The sequence below is a fragment of the Streptomyces sp. NPDC031554 genome, assembly GCF_055580685.1.
On sequence record NZ_JBVIKX010000002.1, the window covers coordinates 591,532 to 614,104 of the forward strand.

Annotated in this window: 19 protein-coding genes and 1 tRNA gene; 18 read left to right on the top strand and 2 right to left on the bottom strand. The window is 73.8% G+C overall.

Features of this window, described 5'->3' with window-relative positions; genetic code table 11:
* Window positions 1-86 precede the first annotated feature (86 nt).
* The 16 genes from ACZ5FU_RS08030 to ACZ5FU_RS08105 all read left to right on the top strand — a co-directional run bounded on the left by ACZ5FU_RS08030 (window position 87) and on the right by ACZ5FU_RS08105 (window position 15,631).
* Window positions 87-1,274 (top strand): inositol-3-phosphate synthase, encoded by a 1,188-nt coding sequence (locus tag ACZ5FU_RS08030; protein ID WP_451527337.1) that lies wholly within the window; start codon window positions 87-89, stop codon window positions 1,272-1,274.
* A 317-nt stretch (window positions 1,275-1,591) separates the two neighbouring features.
* Window positions 1,592-2,620 (top strand): SCO3242 family prenyltransferase, encoded by a 1,029-nt coding sequence (locus ACZ5FU_RS08035; RefSeq protein WP_469045105.1) that lies wholly within the window; start codon window positions 1,592-1,594, stop codon window positions 2,618-2,620.
* Window positions 2,621-2,766: 146 nt separating this feature from the next.
* On the top strand, window positions 2,767-3,732 hold the full coding sequence (locus ACZ5FU_RS08040; protein ID WP_469045106.1) for a sugar phosphate isomerase/epimerase family protein: 966 nt from the start codon (window positions 2,767-2,769) through the stop codon (window positions 3,730-3,732).
* Window positions 3,729-4,469 (top strand): EboA domain-containing protein, encoded by a 741-nt coding sequence (locus ACZ5FU_RS08045; protein WP_451776672.1) that lies wholly within the window; start codon window positions 3,729-3,731, stop codon window positions 4,467-4,469. Before ACZ5FU_RS08040 ends, ACZ5FU_RS08045 begins: the two co-directional genes overlap by 4 nt.
* Window positions 4,469-5,359 carry a TatD family hydrolase gene (locus ACZ5FU_RS08050; RefSeq protein WP_469045072.1) on the top strand — a complete coding sequence of 297 codons (891 nt, stop codon included), beginning with the start codon at window positions 4,469-4,471 and terminating at the stop codon, window positions 5,357-5,359. The genes ACZ5FU_RS08045 and ACZ5FU_RS08050 overlap by 1 nt, the downstream gene beginning before the upstream one ends.
* A 3-nt stretch (window positions 5,360-5,362) precedes the next feature.
* Entirely contained in the window at window positions 5,363-6,532 is a 1,170-nt protein-coding gene (eboE, locus tag ACZ5FU_RS08055) for a metabolite traffic protein EboE (RefSeq protein WP_451527342.1), read from the top strand.
* Window positions 6,529-7,908 (top strand): nucleotide pyrophosphatase/phosphodiesterase family protein, encoded by a 1,380-nt coding sequence (locus ACZ5FU_RS08060; protein ID WP_469045073.1) that lies wholly within the window; start codon window positions 6,529-6,531, stop codon window positions 7,906-7,908. The genes eboE and ACZ5FU_RS08060 overlap by 4 nt, the downstream gene beginning before the upstream one ends.
* Window positions 7,909-7,968: 60 nt before the next feature.
* Window positions 7,969-9,030, top strand: coding sequence for a sugar phosphate isomerase/epimerase family protein (locus tag ACZ5FU_RS08065; RefSeq protein ID WP_469045074.1), 1,062 nt, complete (start codon window positions 7,969-7,971; stop codon window positions 9,028-9,030).
* Between the two features lie 160 nt (window positions 9,031-9,190).
* Window positions 9,191-9,715 (top strand): MarR family winged helix-turn-helix transcriptional regulator, encoded by a 525-nt coding sequence (locus ACZ5FU_RS08070; protein WP_469045075.1) that lies wholly within the window; start codon window positions 9,191-9,193, stop codon window positions 9,713-9,715.
* Window positions 9,716-9,867: 152 nt separating this feature from the next.
* Window positions 9,868-9,952: transfer RNA gene (locus ACZ5FU_RS08075), tRNA-Leu, on the top strand.
* A gap of 440 nt (window positions 9,953-10,392) precedes the next feature.
* Window positions 10,393-11,568: an ATP-binding protein gene (locus ACZ5FU_RS08080; RefSeq protein WP_469045076.1), complete on the top strand. Its 1,176-nt coding sequence runs from the start codon at window positions 10,393-10,395 to the stop codon at window positions 11,566-11,568.
* Complete coding sequence (locus tag ACZ5FU_RS08085; protein WP_392248818.1) at window positions 11,565-11,966, top strand: roadblock/LC7 domain-containing protein; 402 nt, start codon at window positions 11,565-11,567, stop codon at window positions 11,964-11,966. Before ACZ5FU_RS08080 ends, ACZ5FU_RS08085 begins: the two co-directional genes overlap by 4 nt.
* Window positions 11,963-12,340 carry a DUF742 domain-containing protein gene (locus ACZ5FU_RS08090; RefSeq protein ID WP_451531276.1) on the top strand — a complete coding sequence of 126 codons (378 nt, stop codon included), beginning with the start codon at window positions 11,963-11,965 and terminating at the stop codon, window positions 12,338-12,340. Before ACZ5FU_RS08085 ends, ACZ5FU_RS08090 begins: the two co-directional genes overlap by 4 nt.
* Window positions 12,315-12,908: a GTP-binding protein gene (locus ACZ5FU_RS08095; RefSeq protein ID WP_392248820.1), complete on the top strand. Its 594-nt coding sequence runs from the start codon at window positions 12,315-12,317 to the stop codon at window positions 12,906-12,908. Before ACZ5FU_RS08090 ends, ACZ5FU_RS08095 begins: the two co-directional genes overlap by 26 nt.
* Before the next feature lie 8 nt (window positions 12,909-12,916).
* Window positions 12,917-14,260, top strand: a complete 1,344-nt coding sequence (locus ACZ5FU_RS08100; protein ID WP_451531277.1) for a cytochrome P450 — start codon at window positions 12,917-12,919, stop codon at window positions 14,258-14,260.
* A gap of 222 nt (window positions 14,261-14,482) precedes the next feature.
* Window positions 14,483-15,631, top strand: coding sequence for a tryptophan dimethylallyltransferase family protein (locus tag ACZ5FU_RS08105; RefSeq protein WP_469045077.1), 1,149 nt, complete (start codon window positions 14,483-14,485; stop codon window positions 15,629-15,631).
* 325 nt (window positions 15,632-15,956) lie between these two features.
* Here ACZ5FU_RS08105 and ACZ5FU_RS08110 read toward each other — a convergent pair whose 3' ends face one another.
* On the bottom strand, window positions 15,957-17,243 hold the full coding sequence (locus ACZ5FU_RS08110; protein WP_468834362.1) for a flavin-containing monooxygenase: 1,287 nt from the start codon (window positions 17,241-17,243) through the stop codon (window positions 15,957-15,959).
* 263 nt (window positions 17,244-17,506) lie between these two features.
* Window positions 17,507-18,370, bottom strand: a complete 864-nt coding sequence (locus ACZ5FU_RS08115) for a hypothetical protein (protein ID WP_451776655.1) — start codon at window positions 18,368-18,370, stop codon at window positions 17,507-17,509.
* Between the two features lie 733 nt (window positions 18,371-19,103).
* On the opposite strand from ACZ5FU_RS08115, the gene ACZ5FU_RS08120 reads away from it, so the two are divergent.
* Both ACZ5FU_RS08120 and fusA read left to right on the top strand, forming a co-directional pair.
* On the top strand, window positions 19,104-19,790 hold the full coding sequence (locus ACZ5FU_RS08120; RefSeq protein ID WP_451531281.1) for a nucleotidyltransferase domain-containing protein: 687 nt from the start codon (window positions 19,104-19,106) through the stop codon (window positions 19,788-19,790).
* A gap of 468 nt (window positions 19,791-20,258) precedes the next feature.
* Window positions 20,259-22,322 (top strand): elongation factor G, encoded by a 2,064-nt coding sequence (gene fusA / locus ACZ5FU_RS08125; protein ID WP_451776652.1) that lies wholly within the window; start codon window positions 20,259-20,261, stop codon window positions 22,320-22,322.
* Window positions 22,323-22,573 lie beyond the last annotated feature (251 nt).

A 22,573-nucleotide genomic window follows, 5' to 3' on the forward strand; every position in this document is an offset into this window, starting at 1 on the left:
CGGACCTCCGCCCGCCGTCCCGCCGGGCCCCGCGCGTCCCCCCTCCGGCGCTCGCACCAGGTTCGCGTACGACAAGGAGGCTGCCCATGTCCGCCGAACCGCTCCTCCCCACCCCCCTCCCTGCCCCGGCCCCCACCCCCGCCCCGGCTCCCCGCTTCGGCGTCTGGCTCATCGGCGCGCGCGGATCCGTCGCCACGACCGCGATCGCGGGCTGCGCCGCCGTCGCCGCCGGACTCCACCCGCCGACCGGCATGGTCACCGAGACCCCCGGCTTCACCTCCTGCGGTCTGCCGCCGTTGCCGTCCCTCGTCTTCGGCGGCCACGACACCGCCGACTGCCCGCTGCCCAAGCGCGCCGAGCACCTCGCCGACGACGGTGTCCTGCCGCACGGCCTGCCGTCCGCGGTGCACGCCGAACTCGTCGCCGCGGACCGGGAGATCAGGCCCGGCGGCCCGCCGCCCGGTGACACCGGCCGCACCCGGGACCGGTGGATCGACGTGTTCGCGGCCGACATCCGCGACTTCGTGCGCCGTCAGGACCTCGTGGGCGCCGTCGTGATCAACGTCGCCTCCACCGAGCCGGCCCCCACCGACGGCACCCTGCCGCCCAGCTCCCTCTACGCGGCGGCCGCCCTGCGCGCCGGCTGCCCCTACGTCAACTTCACCCCGTCCACGGGCCTGCACCATCCGGAGCTGGCTCAGCTCGCCGCCTCCTCGGGCCTGCCGTACGCGGGCCGCGACGGCAAGACCGGGCAGACGCTGCTGCGGTCCGTCCTCGGGCCGATGTTCGCCCAGCGCGCCCTCGCCGTGCGGGCCTGGTCCGGCACCAACCTCCTGGGCGGTGGCGACGGGGCCGCCCTGGCCGACCCGGCGGCCGCCGCGGCCAAGAACGCCGGCAAGGAACGCGTCCTCGCCGACACCCTCGGCACCACCCCCGAGGGCGAGGTGCACATCGACGACGTGCCCGCCCTCGGCGACTGGAAGACCGCCTGGGATCACATCGCTTTCGACGGTTTCCTCGGCACCCGCATGGTCCTGCAGACCACCTGGCAGGGCTGCGACTCGGCCCTCGCGGCCCCGCTCGTCCTGGACCTGGCCCGGCTGACCGCCCGCGCCCGGCAGAAGGGCCTGGCCGGCCCCCTGGGCGAACTGGGCTTCTACTTCAAGGACCCGGTCGGCGACGGCCCCTCGTCCCTGGCCGAGCAGTACGCGGAGCTGAGGCGCTTCGCCGAGCGACTGCGGGACGGCACCGACGACCGCGAGGCTCGGCGATGAGCCCCGCGACCGCCTCGGCGAAGGCCATACCCGCGCCGACGGCGGCAGCCGGGCCGGCCGCGGCACCTGCGGCACCTGCGCCGACAGCGGCAGCCTGCCCGGCCCGGGCAGGCAGGGGTGCCGAGCTGCTGCGGCTGCCCGCGCTGTTCGCCGTCGCCGGGTCCGCCCTGGTGGGCGCGGCGGTGGGTGGGGCGACGGGCGGGGCGGTTCCTGGGGACGACGTCGCGTCTCGCACCCCGCGCCCGTGTTCGGGCCGCGCGGGTGCCTGGGCCGAGCTGCTGCGGCTGCCCGCCCTCTTCGCCGTCGCCGGGTCCGCCCTGGTGGGCGCGGCGGTGGGTGGGGCGACGGGCGGGGCGGTTCCTGGGGACGACGTCGCGTCTCGCACCCCGCGCCCGTGTTCGGGCCGCGCGGGTGCCTGGGCCGAACTGCTGCGGCTGCCCGCCCTCTTCACCGTCCCCGGCGACGCCCTGGCCGGCGCGGCGGCGGCCGGTGCGCGCCCCGGGCCGCGGACCCTGCTCGCGATCGGCTCCTCCGTGTGCCTGTACGAGGCCGGCATGGCCCTGAACGACTGGGCGGACCGCGCCGAGGACGCCGTGGAGCGCCCGCACCGCCCGCTGCCGTCCGGCCGCATCCGCCCGGCCGCCGCCCTCACCGCCGCCGGTGCCCTCACCGGCGCCGGACTGGCGCTCGCCGCCGGCGCGGGACGGCCCGCCCTCGCGGTGGCCGCACCCCTGGCGGCGACCGTCTGGGCCTACGACCTCGACCTGAAACACACGCCCGCCGGCCCCGCGGCCATGGCCGCCGCCCGCGGACTCGACCTGCTCCTGGGCGCCGCGGCCACCGGCGGCGGCACCCGCGCCGCACTGCCCTCCGCCGCGCTGCTCGGCAGCCACACCCTCGCGGTCACGGCCGTGTCCCGCCGGGAGACCACCGGCGGCTCGGCGCTGGCCCCGCTGGCGGCCCTCGCGACGACGGGGGCCCTGACCCGGCTGGTCACCCACCGCCGCACCCGACCCCCGGCAGGCCGGCGGGCAGCAGCCGCCCCCGGCCTGCCGGGCTCCGGCCCGGCCGAGGGCACACCCCGGGCCGCCGGCGTCCTCGCCACCGCCCTGAGCGCCGTCTACGCCGCCACGGCCGCCCGGCCCTACGTCCACGCCGTGCTCAACCCCTCACCCCCGCTCACCCAGCGCGCCGTCGGCGGCGGCATCCGCGCGACGATCCCGCTCCAGGCCGCACTCGCCGCCCGTTCCGGCGCGACCGCCACGTCCCTCCTGGTCGCGGCCCTGGCCCCGGCCGGCCGGATGTTCGCGAGGAGGGCCGGCATGAGGAAGGTGAGCATCACATGAGCCGCAACCCGAACCAGGGCGCGCGCCGGGACGCCACCGGGAACGCCCTCGTCCCGGTCCCGGAGACGAGCGGGGACGCGGGCGGCGGCCCGACCCGGTACGTCAGCCGGGAGGGGAACGCGGACGGTCACGGCCCGGGCGGGGACATGGCCCGGCACCCGAGCCGAGCCGCACGCGCGGACGGGGCCCGGGACGTGAACCGGCCCGCCGGCACCCCCCTGCGCTTCGGCTACGGCACCAACGGCCTCACCGACCTCCGCCTCGACGACGCCCTCGCCCTCCTCGCCGACCTCGGCTACGACGGTGTGGGGCTGACCCTCGACCACATGCACCTCGACCCGCTCGCCCCGGACCTCGCCGCCCGCACCCGCCGGGTGGCGCACCGGCTGGACGAGCTCGGACTCGGCGTGACCGTGGAGACCGGCGCCCGCTACGTTCTCGACCCCCGCCGCAAGCACGGTCCCTCGCTGCTGGACGCCGACCCCGACGACCGCGCCCGCCGCGTCGACCTCCTCCTGCGGGCGGTCCGCGTCGCCGCCGACCTGGGCGCGCACGCCGTGCACTGCTTCAGCGGCACCGTCCCCGCCGGCACCGACGAGGACACCGCCTGGAAACGCCTCGCCGAGACCCTCACCCCCGTCCTGGACGCCGCCGCCACCGCCGGCGTCCCCCTCGCCGTCGAACCCGAACCCGGCCACCTCCTCGCCACCCTCGCCGACTTCCACCACCTGCGCCGCACGCTCGGCGACCCCGAGCCCCTCGGCCTCACCCTGGACCTCGGCCACTGCCAGTGCCTCGAACCCCTCCCGCCCGCCGACTGCGTACGCGAAGCCGCCCCCTGGCTGCGCCACGTCCAGATCGAGGACATGCGCCGAGGCGTCCACGAACACCTCCCCTTCGGCGACGGCGAGATCGACTTCCCGCCCGTCCTCGCGGCCCTCGCCGCCACCGGCTACCAGGGCCTGACGGTCGTCGAACTGCCCCGCCACTCCCACGCGGGCCCCCACTTCGCCGCCCACTCCCTCCCGTTCCTCCGCCACGCCGCCCCTTCCGTCCCCGTCCCACCGCACGGCGATCCCTCCGCCACCCCCGAAGGGAGCAGAACCCCATGACCCGCCCGCACGCCGCACCGGCCACCCCGGAGACGGACACCACCGGCGGACCGACGACCCCCGGTGACGGCACCCTCCCCGCCCTCACCCCGCCCGCCGAACTGCGCCGCCGCCTCGACGACCGGCTGGGCGGAGCCGCCCGCGCCTGGCTCGACCAGGCCCTGGACGAGGCCGCCTCCCACCCCGGCGCCCACGGACCCCTCCCCGTGTGGGAGCTGCGCCTGGCCGAGGCCGGCCGCCGCTGCGGCCCCGCCCACGCCGACGCCGCCCGCGTCCTCATCCTGCACACGGCCGACGCCGATGTTGACGCGCTGAGCCGGGTCTACTTCCAGGGCACCGCCGACGAACGCCGGGCCGTCCTGCACTCCCTGCCGCACCTCGTGCCCGACGACCCCGCCGCCCTCCCGCTCGTCGAGGACGCCCTGCGCACCAACGACACCCGGCTCGTCGCCGCCGCCCTCGGTCCCTACGCCGCCCGGCACCTCGACGCCCACGCCTGGCGGCACGCGGTCCTGAAGTGCCTGTTCACCGGCATCGGCCTCGACCACGTGGCGGGTCTGGACCGGCGCGCCCGGGGCGACGGCGAACTCGCCCGCATGCTCGGCGACCACGCCGCGGAACGCACCGCCGCCGGCCGCCCCGTCCCCGAGGACCTGCACCGCGTCCTGGCCCTGACCGGGTCCGCCCCCGCCACCCCGCCGCACGGCACGGACGACCCCCACGGCAAGGAGTCCTGATGCGCATCTTCGACCCCCACATCCACATGACATCGCGCACCACCGACGACTACGAGGCCATGTACGCCGCGGGCGTCCGCGCCGTCGTCGAGCCCTCCTTCTGGCTCGGCCAGCCCCGCACCTCCCCGGCCTCCTTCCTCGACCACTTCGACGCCCTCCTCGGCTGGGAACCCTTCCGCGCCGCCCAGTACGGCATCGCCCACCACTGCACCCTCGCCCTCAACCCGAAAGAGGCCAACGACCCGCGCTGCGCGCCCGTCCTCGACGCGCTGCCCCGGTATCTCGTCAAGGACAACGTGGTGGCCGTCGGCGAGATCGGCTACGACTCCATGACCCCCGCCGAGGACACCGCCCTCGCCGCCCAGCTCCAGCTCGCCGCCGACCACGGCCTGCCCGCGCTGGTCCACACCCCGCACCGCGACAAGCTCGCGGGACTGCGCCGCACCCTGGACGTGGTCCGCGAGTCCGCCCTGCCCACCGACCGGGTCCTGGTCGACCACCTCAACGAGACCACCGTCGAGGAGGCCAAGGACAGCGGCGCCTGGCTCGGCTTCTCCGTCTACCCGGACACCAAGATGGACGAGGAACGGATGGTCGCGATCCTGCGCGCCCACGGCCCCGAGCGGGTCCTGGTGAACTCCGCCGCCGACTGGGGCAGGAGCGACCCCCTCAAGACCCGCAAGGTCGCCGACCTGATGCTGGCCGAGGGCTTCACCGAGGACGACGTCGACCTCGTCCTGTGGCGCAACCCCGTCTCCTTCTACGGACTCAGCGGCCGGCTGACCCTCGAGGTGACCGCTCCCGGCCCCACCCACGAGGGCAACTCCGTGCTGCGGGGCGCGCCGAAGGACGAGCCCCGGTCGGCCGGCGCCTCCGCCACGGAGGCGTGAGCGATGCGCTTCCGCCACCCCGACGGCACCACCGTCCACCTCGCCTACTGCACCAACGTGCACCCCGCCGAAACCCTGGACGGCGTCCTCGCCCAGCTCCGCGACCACTGCGAGCCGGTCCGCCGCCGCCTCGGCCGGGACAGGCTCGGCATCGGCCTGTGGCTCGCCAAGGACGCCGCGCACGCCCTCGACACCGACCCCGCCGCCCTGCGCGGCCTGCGCGCCGAACTCGACCGGCGGGGCCTGGAGGTCGTCACCCTCAACGGCTTTCCCTACGAGGGTTTCGGCGCCGAGCAGGTCAAGTACCGGGTGTACAGACCCGACTGGGCCGACCCCGAGCGCCTCGACCACACCACGGCCCTGGCCCGTGTCCTCACCGGTCTCCTCCCCGACGACCTCACCGAGGGCAGCATCTCCACCCTGCCCCTCGGCTGGCGCACCACCTGGACCGCCGCCCACGCCGACACCGCGCACGCCGCCCTGCGCACCCTCGCGGAACGCCTGGACGCCCTCGCGGACCTCACCGGCCGTTCCGTCCGCGTCGGCCTAGAACCGGAGCCCGGCTGCATCGTCGAGACCACCGGTGACGCCCTCGCCCCGCTCACCGCCGTCGGTCACCCCCGCGTCGGCGTCTGCGTCGACACCTGCCACCTCGCCACCTCCTTCGAAGACCCGCACACCGCCCTGGAGGCGCTCACCGACGCCCGCGTCCCCGTCGTCAAAGCCCAGCTGTCGGCCGCCCTGCACGCCGAACACCCCCACCTCCCCGCCGTCCGCGAGGCCCTCGCCGCCTTCGACGAACCCCGCTTCCTGCACCAGACGCGCACCTCCACCCCCGCCGGCCTGCGCGGCACCGACGACCTCGACGAGGCCCTGGCCGGCGACGCCCTGCCCGACGCGGCCCCCTGGCGCGCCCACTTCCACGTCCCGCTGCACGCGGCCCCCGCCGCGCCCCTCACCTCCACCCTCCCCGTCCTGAAGGACGCCCTGACCTCACTCGTCGGCGGACCGCACCCGCTCACCCGCCACTTGGAGGTCGAGACCTACACCTGGCAGGCCCTCCCGCCCGAGCTGCGCCCCCGCGGCCGGGCCCAGCTCGCCGACGGCATCGCCGCCGAACTCGCCCTGGCCCGCGACCTGCTGACCGACCTCGGCCTGAAGGAGCTGCCATGACCGGCCCCACCCCACTCCTCGTCCTCGACGTCGTCGGTCTCACCCCCCGTCTCCTCGACCACATGCCCCATCTCAAAAGGCTGGCCCAGGCCGGCTCCCTGGCCCCGCTCGGTACCGTCCTGCCCGCCGTCACCTGTGCCGCCCAGTCCACCTTCCTCACCGGCACCCTCCCCTCGGAACACGGCATCGTCGGCAACGGCTGGTACTTCCGCGAACTCGGCGACGTGCTGCTGTGGCGGCAGCACAACGGCCTCGTCGCCGGCGACAAGCTGTGGGACGCCGCCCGCCGCGCCCACCCCGGCTACACCGTCGCCAACATCTGCTGGTGGTACGCCATGGGCGCCGACACCGACATCACCGTCACCCCCCGCCCCGTCTACTACGCCGACGGCCGCAAGGAACCCGACTGCTACACCCGGCCGCCCGCCCTGCACGACGAACTCACCGAGAAGTTCGGCACCTTCCCCCTGTTCCACTTCTGGGGCCCCGGCGCCGACCTGGTCTCCAGCCAGTGGATCATCGACGCCACCCGCCACATCGTGCGCACCCGCCGGCCCGACCTGACCCTCTGCTACCTCCCTCACCTCGACTACGACCTGCAGCGCTTCGGCCCCGACGACCCGCGCTCCCTGAAGGCGGCCACCGACCTCGACACCGCTCTGGCCCCGCTCCTCGACGACGCCCGCGCCGAGGGCCGTACCGTCGTCGCCCTGTCCGAGTACGGCATCACCCGCGTGAACCGGCCCGTGGACATCAACCGCGCCCTGCGCCGCGCCGGCCTCCTCGAGGTCCACACCCAGGACGGCATGGAGTACCTCGACCCGATGGCCTCCCGCGCCTTCGCGGTCGCGGACCACCAGCTCGCCCACGTCTACGTGCGCCGTCCCGAGGACCTGGACGCCACCCGGGTCGCCCTCGACGGTCTGCCGGGCATCGAGCAACTCCTCGACGACGAGGGCAAGAAGACCCACCACCTCGACCACCCGCGCGCCGGCGAACTGGTCGCAGTCGCCGAACCCGACGCCTGGTTCACGTACTACTACTGGCTCGACGACGACCGCGCGCCCGACTTCGCGCGGCTCGTCGAGATCCACCGCAAACCCGGCTACGACCCGGTCGAGCTCTTCATGGACCCCCTCGACCCCTACGTCAAGGTCAAGGCGGCGACCGCACTGGCGCGCAAGAAGCTCGGCATGCGCTACCGCATGGCGGTCGTGCCCCTGGACCCCTCACCTATTCGGGGCAGCCACGGCCGTCCTCCGGTGAGCGACGACGACGGTCCGCTCCTCATCTGCTCCACCCCCCGCGCCGTCGGTGACCGGGTCGCGGCCACCGATGTGAAGTCCCTGCTGCTGCACCTGGCCGGTCTCTCCTGACCGGTCACAAGTGGAGCACTCACCACTGACAACGCCCTCCGATCACGAGGAGTTCCAGGCATGAGCCGCATCTCCCAGCCCGACCCCGAACTCACCCACCGACTCACCAGGCGAGGCATGCTCGGCGTGGCGGCGGGTGCCACCGCCGCCGCCCTGCTGGGCGCCGCCGCCCCCGCGACCGCCGCCCCCACGGCCGGTTCGACGGCCGCGACGGCGTCCGGCGCGGCGTCCGGCGGCCGCGGCCGGCCGGTCCTGCCTCCGGGCCGGCTCGGCATCCAGCTCTACAGTCTGCGGGACAAGGTCTCCACGCTCGGCTTCGCGCCCGTCTTCGCCGAACTGGAGAGGTACGGCTACGACGAGGTGGAGTTCGCCGGGTACACGCAGGGGTCCGCCGGCCCCATCACCCTGGCGCGGCTCAAGCGGCTGGCCCGCGACCACGGCCTGAAGCCCATCGGCAGCCATGTCGGCTACCACTCCGACGACCCGAACGCCTATACCTTCGCCCAGAACCTCACCAAGGTCCTCGACGACGCCCAGGCGCTCGGCCTCAAGCACATCGGCACCGCCTCCGGCCGGTTCCGCTACGGCTCCACCGTCGACGCATGGAAGCGCGCGGCCGAGGAGTTCAACATCTACGGCGCGGCGGCCAGGGCCCGCGGCATGAAGTTCTACCAGCACAACCACTCCGAGGAGTTCTCCTTCGCCACCGACGACCCCGAGGTCCGCCTCTACGACGTCCTGCTCGCCGAGACCGACCCCGACCTGGTGTTCCTGGAGATGGACATCTTCTGGGCGTACTCGGGCCAGTTCCGTTTCTCCGAGCGGCCCGACGGCACGCCCGCGCCGTTCGAACCGCTCGACTACGTCCTGAGGCAGCCGCACCGCTACCCGCTCTTCCACGTCAAGGACGGGGTGAGCGACCCGGCGAACACCTACGGCTACCGCATGACCGACGTGGGCGACGGCGACATCGACTACCAGCGGTTCATCTCCGCCGTGACCCGGCTGCGGGGCGAGCGGCTCGCCCACCACTGGCAGGCGGAGCACGACAACCCGGCCGACTCCCTCACCTTCGCGCGGCGTTCGAGCGAGCATCTGCACTCTCTGCGCGAGAAGTGCTGACCTCCCCGCGCGCATGAGGGGGCGCTTCCCGACCCGGGTCGGGAAGCGCCCCCTCACGGACGGCCGTTCCCGGGGCGGGCACGGCCGTGGCCGGCGCGCGGGAGCACCGTACGGCCACTGCCCCGAGTCTCCCTCGGACACCGGGCGTTGCCCTCACCGCATGGTCCGTGACCACGAGCCGTCCCCCTCGCCCGTCGAGCGTCCGTCCGGCCGTCCGTCCAGACGGACGCACAGCCGGCTGACGGAGATCACCACGGAGACGCTCGCCGCGCACGGGGTGGACGGGCGGGAGCCGGCGGCCCTCACCGCGCCCGCCGCCGGTGAGGCGCTGTCGCAGGCCGACACCGCCGGTCGGCCCGTTGCCGATCACACCACGATGACGTCGCTCATCGACGGACCGGAGCGCCCCGGACCGGAGCGCAACGGACCGGAGAACCACAGGCTGGTGGCCCCCGGACCGGGGGGCCACGGACTGCTGGAGCGGCGGCGCAGCCTGCACGACCGACGGGAGGAACTCGTCGCGCCGACCCCGCGGGACCGGGAAAGCCCGCGCCGGGCGGAACGGGCACGGCGGCCCGCGGAGCGCCTCCTCCTCGCGCCGCCGGCCGAGCGGACCGCGGCCGCCCTCCTGCGGACGCTGAGCGAAACCGTTCCGGAGGAGGGGCGGGCCGTGGAGCGGCCGTGAGCTCGCGGGCACGTTCCGTGACACGGCGGGGTGCGCGCCACCCGGACGCCCCGCAGGCCCCCGGCCAGCGAATACTCGGGTGAGACGCACTCCGAAAGCTTGGTATTGTTGTCCATGTCGCCGCGGGGAACACCAGCGGTGACAGACACCTGGTCCGGGTGGCGGAATGGCAGACGCGCTAGCTTGAGGTGCTAGTGCCCTTTATCGGGCGTGGGGGTTCAAGTCCCCCCTCGGACACGTATCACCCCCCATGTCGAGCGGTTCCGCTCGGTGAGCGAGGGGCTGCGGAGAGTGTCCGCGCAGAAGTCACCCGCCTCCGGGATTACCGGAGGCGGGTTTTCTCGTCTCCGGGCGCATCCCTCCCGGGAAAATCCTCCCAAGACCTCGATTGCCTCCCGAATGCCGCGGAAGACCGTTTATCGGTTGTGTCGAGAGCGGCCTCGTTCCCGTTCGTTGACGGTCCGTCAATGTTCATCCGGGACGCCCATGTTGGCGGTCTGTGACCGCTTCGCGTGGTGATACGATCACGGCGCTTGTAGAGCGGGCGGATGGGTGAAGGACGACATCCCCGACTACGGGGACAGTCCGGGCGGTGGTCCCGATGCGGGCGGTCCCGCCGGTCCACCCGCATTGACGGGAATGCAGCAACTGGCCGTCAGTCGCCTGAAGAGAGTCTTATGACTGATTACATACAGAACCCGGTACTCTGGGCTCTCCTCGTCGCCGTGCTCGTCGCCGTCGCCCTCATTGTTCGTCAGCGGAGGGCGGCGCGGACGTTAAGGCAGGAGTTCGCGGATCTCAGGGATCGGCACAGCGAGCTGGAGAACGGCTACGCGAAATCCGTCGAGGCAGCGCAGGAAAGAGCCGAAGAGGCAACGAAAACAGTCCTGAAGTCCGCCATGCGGACCCTTCAGGGCCTTGCCGCGGAACAGCAGTTGATCGTCTCCCGGCTCCAGAGCAAGTACGGCGAGTCGGTCATCCTCCAGGACCTCCTGGAGATCGACCACACGAACTCCCAGTTCGGCCGCCGTGCCCAGTCCATCGCCGTCCTCTGCGACGGCTGGCTGGGACGCCAGCGCGACATCGCGTCGGTCTACGACGTGGTCCGCAGCGCCCAGGGCAGGATCCGCCACTACCGGCGGGTGGAAATTCTCTCGCAGGTCGATTTCGGCATCACCAGCCGCGCCGTGGAACCGGTCGCGCTGGCCCTCGCCGAAATGCTCGACAACGCGACCAGCTATTCCAGCCCGGACACCGTCGTCGAAATCAACATCCGCACCGTGCCCAAGGGCATTTGCATCGTCGTGGACGACGCCGGTGTCGGCATGAACGACGAGGAGCGGGCCCGCGCGGAGAAACTCCTCTCCAGCGACCGCGTCTCGGGCGTCTCCGGACTCGGCAACCCGCCGCAGTTCGGGTTCGCGGTGATCGGCGTCCTCGCCGAGCGTTTCGGCTTCGAGGTCTCGGTGGACTCCAGCTCGCCCTACGGCGGCGTCCGCGCGGTCCTGCTCCTGCCGCACGACCTGCTCACCAACGCACCCGAGCAGAAGGAACCGGCGCCGGTCGTCCCCCCCGTCGCCGTGGCCGCACCCACCCGCGGCCCCGAGGTCGCGCCGGCGCCGAGCACCACCGTCGACGGCCTGCCCAAGCGGCGCCGCAAGCGGCCGATGGCCATCGTGCCCGGCAGCGCACCGGCCGCCCCCGCCCCCTCCCGCTCGGGCGCGGAGACGGCGGCGATCATGGGCGCCTTCCAGCGCGGTACCCAGTCCGGCCGGCGGGCCACCCCTGCGGACCCCGCGGAACAGTCCAGCAGCACACGTGGCGCAAGCAGTGAAGGGCATGAGTTCTCGTGAACGACGATCTGTCATGGATGCTTGACAGCGCCCTGGAGATACCCGGGGCCCTGCACGCCGTCCTGATATCCGCCGACGGCCTGCTGATGGCCCGGACGCAGGACTTCGGGAAGGACGACGCGGACCGGGTGGCCGCCGCCATGAGCGGCGTCCAGTCGCTCAGCCGCTCCCTGGCCTTCTTCTGCGAGGACGCCCAGCAGCGGTGGCGGCAGACACTGGTCGAGTTCGACGGCGGCTGGGTCTTCCTGATCTCCGCCGGAGAGGGAGCCTACCTCGGCGTCTCCGCCTCGCCCGAGGTCGACATGGCGGACATCACCTTCCGGATGCAGCAGCTCGTCGGCCAGCTCGGCAAGGCGCTGACGACACCGCCGCGCGAGAACCTCGGCGCGCGCTCATGACCGGCTTCGACGAACTGGAGCCTCAGACACCGGAGTTAGTGCGTCCTTACGTCATCACCAAAGGACGTGGACTGCCCGACGAGGAGCAGCTCTCCCTCATCACCCTGGTGACGGCGGCGGCCGACCACCAGCAGCGACCGACCCGGCTGTCCCCGGAGGAGCAGAACCTGCTCGAACTGTGCTCGGCGGGCTACCTGTCGGTCGCCGAGATCGCCGGGCACACCCAACTGCCCCTCGGCGTGGTGAAGATCCTCCTCGCCGCTCTCACCGAGGGCGGCTACCTCATCACCCGCCCGCCCGTGCAGCGGGCACCCCTCGCCGACCGGGAGATCCTGGAGGAGGTGCTGAATGGTCTCAGGGCCAAGTTTGGATGAGCAGGCGTACGTCCGTGAGGGCGCGTCGCAGACGGCGGTGAAGATCCTCGTCGTCGGCCACTTCGCGGTGGGCAAGACCACGTTCATCGGGGCGATCTCCGAGATCACCCCGCTGTCCACCGAGGAGACGATGACGCGGGCCGCCGAGTCCGTCGACGACCTCAAGGGAGTCCAGGGCAAGGTCACCACCACGGTCGCCATGGACTTCGGTCGCCTCACCATCAGCGACCGGGTCGTGCTCTACCTGTTCGGGACGCCCGGCCAGCAGCGTTTCGTGCAGATGTGGGAGGACATGGCCCGCGGCGCGCTCGGCGCCCTCGTCCTGGTCGACCCCGAACGGCTCGCGGACTCGTTCGCCGTGATCGACCTGATCGAGCAGTACGGGCTGGACTACGCCATCGCCGTCAACCACTTCGACGGCTCCCCCCTGCGGGACGAGACCGCCCTGCGTGACGCGCTGGACCTGCTCGACGACACCCCCGTCGTCACCTGCGACGCGCGGGACGAGCGGTCGTCGGCCGAAGCGCTCATCACCCTCGTCCGCCACCTGCAGGACCGCGCCCACTAGGAGCATCAATGGACCAACCCACCGCACCCGTGCCCCCACCCGGGTGCCCGGCGCACCACAGCGGCGCCCGAGTGCCGCTCCACGGACCCGAGTTCGCCGCTGACCCGCAGGCCTACTACAGCTACCTGCGCCACTACGGGCCGACCGCCCCGGTCGAACTCGCCCCCGGCGTCGAGGCCACCCTCGTCACGGATTACGCCACCGCCCTGCAACTCCTGCAGGACTCGGGCTCGTTCCGCAAGGACGCGCGCCGCTGGCGGCACTTCAACGAGGGCAAGATCTCCCCCGACAGCCCGGTCGCGCCCGTCCTGGCCTACCGGCCCAACTGCATGTTCAGCGACGGCGCCGAACACCTCAGGCTGCGCCAGGCCGTGACCGACAGCATGGCCCGCATCGACACGCGCAAGCTGAGCCACACCACCGAGCAGGTCTCCAACTACCTGATCTCACAGTTCGGTTCCCGCGGCTCGGTGGACCTGCTCGGCGACTACGCCAAGCAGCTCCCGCTGTTCGTGTTCAACGAACTCTTCGGCTGCCCGCCGGACATCGGCGACCGTGTCGTCTACGGCATCAGCGGCATGTTCGACGGCGTCAACGCCGAGCGCGCGATGGGCGTGCTCTTCGGTGCCGTGGGCGAACTCGTCGCGCTCAAGCGCGTCAAGCCCGGCGACGACGTCACCTCCTGGCTCATGGAGCACCAGGCCGCCCTCACCGACGAGGAGATGGTCCACCAGCTCGCCCTCCTGCTGGTCGGGGGCAACGAGCCGCTGCGCAACCTCATCGGCAACACCCTGCACCGGCTGCTGACCCACGACGCGTACGCCAACCAGGGCGGTCTGATCGACGAGGCGATCGACGACACGCTGTGGGAGAACCCGCCCATGCAGAACCTCGCCCCGCACTACCCGGCCGCCGACATGGAGTTCGCCGGCCAGAGGTTCCAGGCGGGCGACCTGGTCCTGGTCAGCTTCGCCGCCGCCAACACCGGCCCCGCGCTGACGGCCGCCCGCCAGGCGGGCAGCAACCGCGCCCACCTGGCCTGGAGCGCCGGCCCGCACGCCTGCCCCTCCAAGGACCCCGCCCGGCAGATCACCGTCACGGCGCTGGAGAACCTCCTCAACCAGCTCCCCGACGTCGAACTCGCCGTCCCCGAGGAGAGCCTGACCTGGCGCCCGGGCCCCTTCAACCGGGGACTCACCGCGCTGCCCGCACGGTTCACCCCGGTGGTCGCACGCAAGCCCGCCGCCCCGGCGCGCACCGAGGCCCCCGCCCGTCCGCAGCAGCCCCAGCCGGGCACCAGGAACGAACGCACCGGGGTGTGGAGCCAGTTCCTCAACTGGCTGACGAGGTGATTCACACAACACCGACCAGTTCTTCACTCCTGTATGACGGTTCGGCCTCAGGGGTAGTGAGCCATGCGGTAATGCGCATGTCCCACCAGCCCGAGGAGTTGCCGTGGACCACATATCCACCAACACCGTTCCCCATCAACACCCCGCAGTGTTGAGCCTCGAGATACCCGCCCCCACCGGCGGGTATCTTCATGTCGGCTCCGGCCCGTGGCAGGAGGGCCGGTGACCGCCGCCCGGCCCGGCGCGCCGGGACCCGCCGGCACGGACACGCTCGGCGGCCACACCACCCGCCAACTGCTCGGTCTGTGCGACGTCGTGGGACTGACCGCCCACGACGCCGAGGTCTACGCGCGTACCCTCACCGCCATGCTGGGCGCGGCCGCCGGAAGACCGCTGGACCTGCCGCCCCCGAACCCGACGTTCCTCTCCGACGACCACACCCCGGTGGAGTTCTCGCTCTCCTTCGTGCCCGGCGCGGCGCCCACGCTCCGGGTGCTGCTGGAGCCGGGCTGCGCGGCCGGCGACCCGGCGCGCAACGGCCGCCTCGGACTGCGGGCCGTCCGCGACGCGGCGGCCCGCTGGGGCTTCGCCACCGACCGCCTCGACGAGCTCGAGGACCTGTTCCTGCCGCCGTCGCCCGAGGGGCCGTTCGCCCTGTGGTGCGCGCTCGAACTGCGCCCCGGCGGCGTCCCCGGGGTCAAGGTCTACCTCAACCCCGCGGCCAACGGGCACGGACGCGCCGCCGCGACGGTGCGCGAGGCGCTGCGGCGGCTCGGCCACCACGACGCGTTCGCGGCGCTGCCGCCGCACGACCGCCACCTCTTCCTCGCCCTCGACCTGGGCGACTGGGCCGAACCCCGGGTGAAGGTCTACCTCGCCCACCAGGACCTGTCGGCCGCGGAGGCCGGCACCCTGTCCCGCACCGGCGGCCCTTCCCGGTCCGCGGAGGACGAGGAGTTCTTCCGTGTCGCCGCGGGCCAGGGCGGCGGCACCGGCGGCGGCGCGGAGCCGGTCCCGGCGGTACGGCGGCCCGTGCAGTCCTGCCACGCCTTCACCGAGAGCGCGTCCGGCCTGCCCAGCGGCTTCACCCTCTACGTCCCGGTCCGGGACCACGTGCCGCACGACGGCGAGGCCCTCACCCGCGCCACCACCCTGCTCGGCCGCTACGGGCAGGACCCCGCCCCGCTGCGGGCGGCCGTGTCCGCGGTCACCGACCGCGACCCGGAGGAAGGGGTAGGGCTGGTCGCCTACCTGGCGCTCGCCCACCAGCAGGGGCGGCCGCCCCGGGTCACGACGTACCTCTCCTCGGAGGCGTACGCGGTGCGCCCGCCCGTCGGCCTGCTCCCCGCCCAGCCCGCGACCGTGCGGTGACGGCCGGCAACAGCAGGTGAAGGCCGGTGGTGAGCGGTACCGGGGAGCCGTACGCCGATGACGTCGGGCCGCTCCCCTCCCGCGCCGCCGCTCCCCTCCCGCGCCGCCGCTCCCCTCCCGCCGCCGCGCCCCGGACGCGGCGCCATGCCCCGGACGCGGCGACGTGGCCCGAACGCGGCGATGTGGCCCGAACGCGGTGACGCGACCTGGATACGGCGACGCGCCCCGGACGCCGTGGCGGAACGCGCGGGCCGAGGGCCGCGGAACGGCGAAGGGGCCGGCCCGCGGGGAGCCTCCCGCCTGCCGACCCTTCACTGACGGTACGTCAGTTTGCCTGCAGTTCCTGGAGGTACGGCGCCACGTTCACCTGGATCGAGGCGCCCTCCGCCTGGCCGTACTGGCCCGCGATGCCGCTGAGGTAGCCGGCGATCTCCTTGCGCATGACCTCCGGCTCCGGCAGCACGGCCTCACCCGTGACGATCCGCGCGATCCAGCGCGACTGCGCCTCCACGAGCCGGGTGATGGAGCCGTGCGGGCGTACCAGACCGGCGAAGTACAGGCCGGCGTGATCGGGCGCGACGACCCGCTTGTACAGCTCGACCGAGCCCTGCGGGCCGACCGGGCAGCCGGACGGCAGGAACGGGAACGCCATGCGGTAACCGGTGCAGTACACGATCGCGTCGGCCCGCGCGGAGGTCCCGTCGGTGAAGAGCACCCGGTCCCCGTCCAGGGAGGCGATGGCGGGCCTGGGGACGACCCCGCCGTGCCGGATGCGGCTGAGGATCTCGTCCGAGATGGTCACGGCCGAGGCGAACACCGGGTGGTCCGGCTCGGGCAGGCCGTAGTCCGAGAGCCTGCCGCGGGCCACGAGCAGGGCCTGCTCGATGAAACTGCGCTGCTCCTGGAGCGACATGCTCGTCCACCACGGCGCCTCGGCCACCTCGTCGAGCGGTGTGCCGTACAACTGCTTGGGCAGGATGTGCAGGCCCCGGCGCACCGAGAGCACGGTGGTCGCCGCGTACCGGGAGAGGTCCGCCGCTATGTCCACCGCCGAGGCGCCGAGACCGACGACGACCACCTCCTGACCGGTGTGGTCGCTGCCGTCGCGGTAGTCCTGGGCGTGCAGAACCGTTCCGGTGAAAGTGTCCGCACCGGGTGGCGGCGCGGGCAGCGAGGGCTCGGTGTTGTGCCCCGACGCGACGACGACGTGGGTGAAGCTCCGCATGCCGCGCGTGCCCCCGGCGTCCACGACGGCGACCGTCCAGGAACCGTCGGCCTCCTGACGCACCGACTCCACGGCCGTCTCCAGCTCGACGTGGTCCAGGAGGCCGGCCCACTCGGCGAAGGAGCGCAGGTAGGCGGCCATCTGACTGTGCCGGGGATAGACCGGATAGGAGTCCGGCATCGGGTAGTCGGCGTAACCGGTCAGCTTCTTGGTCGTGTTGAGGTGCAGGGACAGGTAACCCGGGCCGCGCTCCCCGGCTCCGGGGCGGCGCCAGATGCCCCCCACGTCGGCCGACCTCTCCAGACACACGAAGTCGACACCCGCCGTCTTGAGGGCCCGTGCCGCGGCCAGCCCCGACAGGCCCGCACCGATCACACACACTCTCAAGGTTTCCCCCACAGGAAAGACACCACCTCTACGGACACCCGCAGTGCCTGCCCATCGGACACTCCGCCCAACCAGCGACAAAGATCACAGACGTCCGCCGTACGCCATGACGCCGGCCCCGCCGGCCCCACCGGCCACACGTCGGCGACCCGCTCGGGGCGGTCGTCCCGAGCGGGTCACCGCGCGCGGGCGGCGCGGGCGGCGGGGGAGGGGCCGCTGCGGCGCGGCGCGGGTTGGGGCGGGGTCCGGGGTCCGGCCGGGGCTCAGTCGAGGTTGCTCGGCGTCGGGGTCGGCGTACGACCCGCGAGGACCTCCTCGAGCCGCTTGGTGCCCTGTTCCACGGCGGCCTTGGTGGTGTCCTTGTCGGCGCCGTCGAGTCCGCCGTTGGTGATCGTGATGGCGTCATTGCCGACCCGGACGACGGCGACGTCCAGGGTGAGCGTCACGGGGTCGCCGTTCGAGGTGCCCTTCATCGTCACGGTGAGACCCTGCCGGGCATCGCCCTCGTCGGGCAGCGAGGCCTCCACGACCTGGACGGTGCGGTTGCCGCTGTCGCCACCGGTCAGGGTGAACTGGTCGCAGGTCTGCGGGAGTTGCTTCAGCCAGTCCATCGACTTGTCGAGGGTGCTCTGCTGGTAGGCGGCGACCTGGTACAGCAGCCGGGAGTCGCCCTCCTCGAAGCCGTTCAGCGCCGACGCCCCGGAAGGAGTGCCGAGCAGGGTCTCGTCGTAGAGCGCGTCGACCAGGCGCTGGCAGTCGGCCACGTCGCTCTTCCCGGTGACGAACTGGGCCGCGTCCACCTGGCCGATGAGCAGTTTGTCGCTCCAGCTCTGCGGGTTCTTCACCTGGACCCAGTTGTCCTCGATGTCCGCCGCGGTGATCAGCGCGTTGCGGGCGCCGGTCTCCGAGAGGGTGGCGCTGGGCGACGGGCTGGCGCTGCCGGAACCGCCGGCGCTCTTCGAAGGGCTGGTACTGGCGCTCATCGACGGGCCGGCACTGGCCGAACCGCTGGGGCTCGACGGGGCGGTGGTCTGCGCGGCGATGGCGGCGGCGGTCTCCGACCCGGCCGACGTGTCGTCGTCCCCGCCGGCACAGGCCGCCGTGGCCAGCAGTGTCCCGGTGGCCATCGCGGCGGCCAGGACACGGACCGGGCGGACCGCGCGGGCCCGACGGCCCGCCGTGCGGGGTGGCGCCGTGACGGACGTGGCCGTACGCGGAGTGGCCGGGACCGGCGCGGCGGCGGTCCGCGCCGGTAGGGACGGGCGGCCGGTCGGGCGAGGGGTGGTCACGTTTGCCTCCTGAGGGCGGTCGGGACGGGGCGGAACGGAGGGGGAGGGGTCGGGGACGGGTCGGGTGAGGACGGGACGGGCTCCCGGCGCACGTGTGCCCGGGCGGTTCCCCACCTCCACCGCACCACCGCCCCGGCCGCTCGACCAACGCAGGGAGCCGTACGGGTGAGGGGGCGGGGCACGCCGGGCGAGGACGCACGTGCGCCGGGAGCGGGAGGGAGGGGAGGACGCCGAGGGCGCGACGGTGCGACCGAGCCACGCGGCAGGCCTGCCGACCTGCCGCCCGTAGGTCCTGCCGCCCGGAGGCCGCCCGGAGGCCGCCCGGAGGCCTCGCGGTGCTCCGGCCCCGCGGCGTTCCGCCCTCCCCCGTACGCACGCAGGCACAAGCGGCCCGGCAGCCCGGCAGCCCGGCAGCCCGGCGCCTCGGCGACCCGGTGGCCGGAAGGGGCCCCGGTGGGTCCCGGACGGCGAGCGGGCCGGAAAATGCGAGGTGGCAGGGCCGGCCGCCAGGGCATCATGACCACTCCCGCCGCCTTCTCGCGGCATCGGCCGATCACCACCGGGGGAGTCCGTGACCGTCCAGAACATCCTGCTGTCCGGCGTGGTCGGTTCGACCGCCTACGGGCTCGCGCACGCCGGGTCCGACGTGGACCGGCTCGGCCTGTTCGCGGCGCCCACCGAGGAGCTGCACGGCCTGCACCCGCCGAAGGAGTCCCACGTCAGCACGGCGCCCGACCGGACCCTGCACGAGGCCGCCAAGTGGTGCCGGCTGGCACTCGGCGGCAACCCCACCGTCACGGAACTCGTGTGGCTTCCCGACGAGTTGTACGAGGTGCGCACCCCGCTCGGCGACGAACTGATCGGCATCCGTACGACGTTCCTGAGCGCCCGGCGGGTCCGGGACGCCTACCTCGGTTACGCCACCCAGCAGTTCCGCCGGCTGCTCGGCCGCGGCGACGGCTCGTTCTCCGCGGACACGCGCAAGCGGACCGCCAAGCACGCCCGGCATCTCAAGCGGCTGTGCGAGCAGGGCTACGAGCTGTACACCACGGGCGCCGTGAGCATCCGCGTCGACGACCCGGAGGGCTTCCACCGCTTCGGCGAACAGGTGGCGGCCGACCCCGAGGCCGCCCTCCCGTTGCTGCGCCGGTACGAGGCGGCGTTCGACGAGGCCCGCGGCGTGCTGCCCGAGCAGCCCGACGAGAGAGCCGCCGACGCGTGGCTGCGGAAGGTGCGGCGGCACTTCTACCCGTCCTGACGAACCGGCCCTGCCGGGGCGCCCCGGGAGGGGAGGCACCCCGGCGTCCGGAGGGGAGGCGCCCCGGCGTCCGGAGGGGAGGCGCCCCGGGCTCCGGAAAGAGGCGTCTCCGGTACCCGGGAAAAGCGCGTGCCCCGTCCGCCCCTTCTTCCCTACACTCACCTCGTCGAGCGCCGCCCACGGACAGGGCAGTGCCGCACCGTGACGAACGAGGGGAGCCCGGCCATGCGTGACCGCACCGCCGCCGTGGAACCCCGTTCCCGCTACGAGGTGATCCTCGTGTCCTTCCCCGTCCGGTGCCCGCGGCGCGGCCGGTACCGGATGCTCTGACGCCACGTCGGCCATCGCCACGGAGCCACCCCTGGGCGCAGCGCGCCCCGGGGCGGCGGCTCCGTCCTCAGGCCGGCCGGCGTACCGTCAGAAATCGCGCTGCCCCTTTCACGAGACACACTCGAAAGGCCACGGGCCGTGCGCAACAACCTCGACCGTCACCTCGCCGCCGTACGCAACCTGGGCATCCTCGCCCACGTCGACGCCGGCAAGACCACCGTCACGGAGCGGATCCTCTTCGCCACCGGCACCACGCACAAGCGTGGTGAGGTCCACGACGGCACCACCGTCACCGACTTCGACCCCCAGGAACGCGACCGCGGGATCACCATCTTCGCCGCGGCCGTCAGCTGCGACTGGGACGGTCACCGCGTCAACCTGATCGACACCCCGGGGCACGTCGACTTCGCCGACGAGGTGGAGCGCTCGCTGCGGGTGCTGGACGGGGCGGTCGCGGTGTTCGACGCCGTCGCGGGTGTGGAGCCGCAGAGCGAGTCCGTGTGGCGGCAGGCCGACCGGCACGGCGTGCCCAGGATCGCGTTCGTCAACAAGCTGGACCGGACGGGCGCCGACCTCGACGCGGCCGTGGCCTCGATCCGGGAACGGCTGCACCCCGTCCCGCTCGTCGTCCAGCTGCCGATCGGTGCCGAGGGCGCCTTCGCCGGCGTCGTCGACCTGCTCCGGATGCGGGCGCTGACCTGGGACGGCGACGGCGGGGCGGCCGTGGAGGGGCCCGTGCCCGACGCTCTGCTGGAGGAGGCGAGGCGGCGCCGCCGATTGCTGGAGGAGACGGTCGCGGAACGGCATCCGGCCGCGCTGGAGGAGTTCTGCGACCGGGAGACGCTGTCGGCCGGGACGCTCGCCGCGGCGCTGCGCGACCTGACCCGCACCGGCGACGGCGTGGTCGTGCTGTGCGGCTCGGCCTACCGCAACCGCGGGATCGAGCCGCTGCTCGACGCCGTGGTCGCCTATCTGCCGTCGCCGCTGGACGTGCCGGCGGTGTGCGGCGTGCACGAGGGTGCCGACGAGCGGCGGCCGGCCGACCCCGCCGCACCGTTCGCGGCCCTCGCGTTCAAGGTCGACGCCACCCCCACCGGGAGGCTCACCTACCTGCGGGTGTATTCCGGGACGATCGAGAAGGGAGACGCGGTGTGGGACGCGACCGCGGGCCGCAGCGAGCGCGTCGGCCGCATCCTGCGGGTCCAGGCCGACCGGCACGCCCGGCTGGAGCGGGCGGTCGCCGGGGACATCGTGGCCGTGATCGGGCTGAAGGCCGCCCGCGCGGGCTCGACCCTGTGCGCGCCGGACGCACCCCTGGTCCTCGAACCGCCCGGGGTCGCCGAGCCCGTCGTCTCCGTCGCGGTCGAGCCGCGGCGCACCGCCGACGCCGACCGGCTGGCCTCGGCGCTCGCCCGGCTGACCGAGGAGGACCCGTCGCTCACGGTGCGCACCGACGCCGAGACCGGACAGACGGTGCTCTCGGGCATGGGCGAACTGCACCTGGAGGTCGCGGTGGAGAAGATCCGCCTCGCCCTCGGACTGGAGGTCAACGTGGGACGGCCGCGCGTCACGTACCGGGAGACGGTCGGCCGGGGCGTGTCCCGACTGGTCTTCCGGCACGTCAAACAGGACGGCGGCGCCGGTCAGTTCGCGCACGTCGTGCTCGATGTGGAGCCGCTGGAGGACGGATTCGACTTCCGGTCCGCCGTGATCGGCGGGCGGGTGCCGCAGGAGTACGTCCGTGCCGTCGAGGCCGGCTGCCGGGACGCCCTCGCCGAGGGCCCCCTGGGCGGGCACGCGGTGACCGGCCTGCGGGTCACGCTGACCGACGGGTCGACCCACGTGAAGGACTCCTCCGAGACGGCCTTCCGCACGGCGGGCCGGCTCGGCCTCCGCGAGGCCCTGCGGGCCTGCGCGATGGTGCTGCTGGAACCGGTCGTGGAGGTCACGGTCACCGTGCCCGAGGAGGCCGTGGGCGCGGTCCTCGGCGACCTCGCCGCCCGGCGCGGCCGGGTGACCGGCTCCCAGGTGCGCGGTGGCGCTGCGGTGGTGACCGCCACCGTGCCGCTCGCGGAACTGTTCGGCTACGCCACCCGGTTGCGCAGCCGCACCCAGGGCCGCGGCACCTTCACGGCCCGGCCGACGGGGTACGCCCCGGCGCCGGCACGGGCGCAGGCGGCGACGGTGACGGCGCCGGCGTAGGACCCGTACGCCCGGAGGTCCATCCCTCCGGGCGTACGGACGAAGGCCGCGTGGGCGGGCGGCGGCACGATGTTCCCGCCGCCCGCCCGCCCTCGCCGTCCGTCCCGCTGCCCGCCCCCGTCGCCCGCCCCCCGCCGTCCGTCCCCGCCCCGGGCGGCGGGCGACCGGAGCCGCGAGCGGCGAGCCGCGAACGGTGACCGGAGCGACCGCAAGGCCCCGAACGACCGCAAGGGCCCGGAGCCGACCGCGAA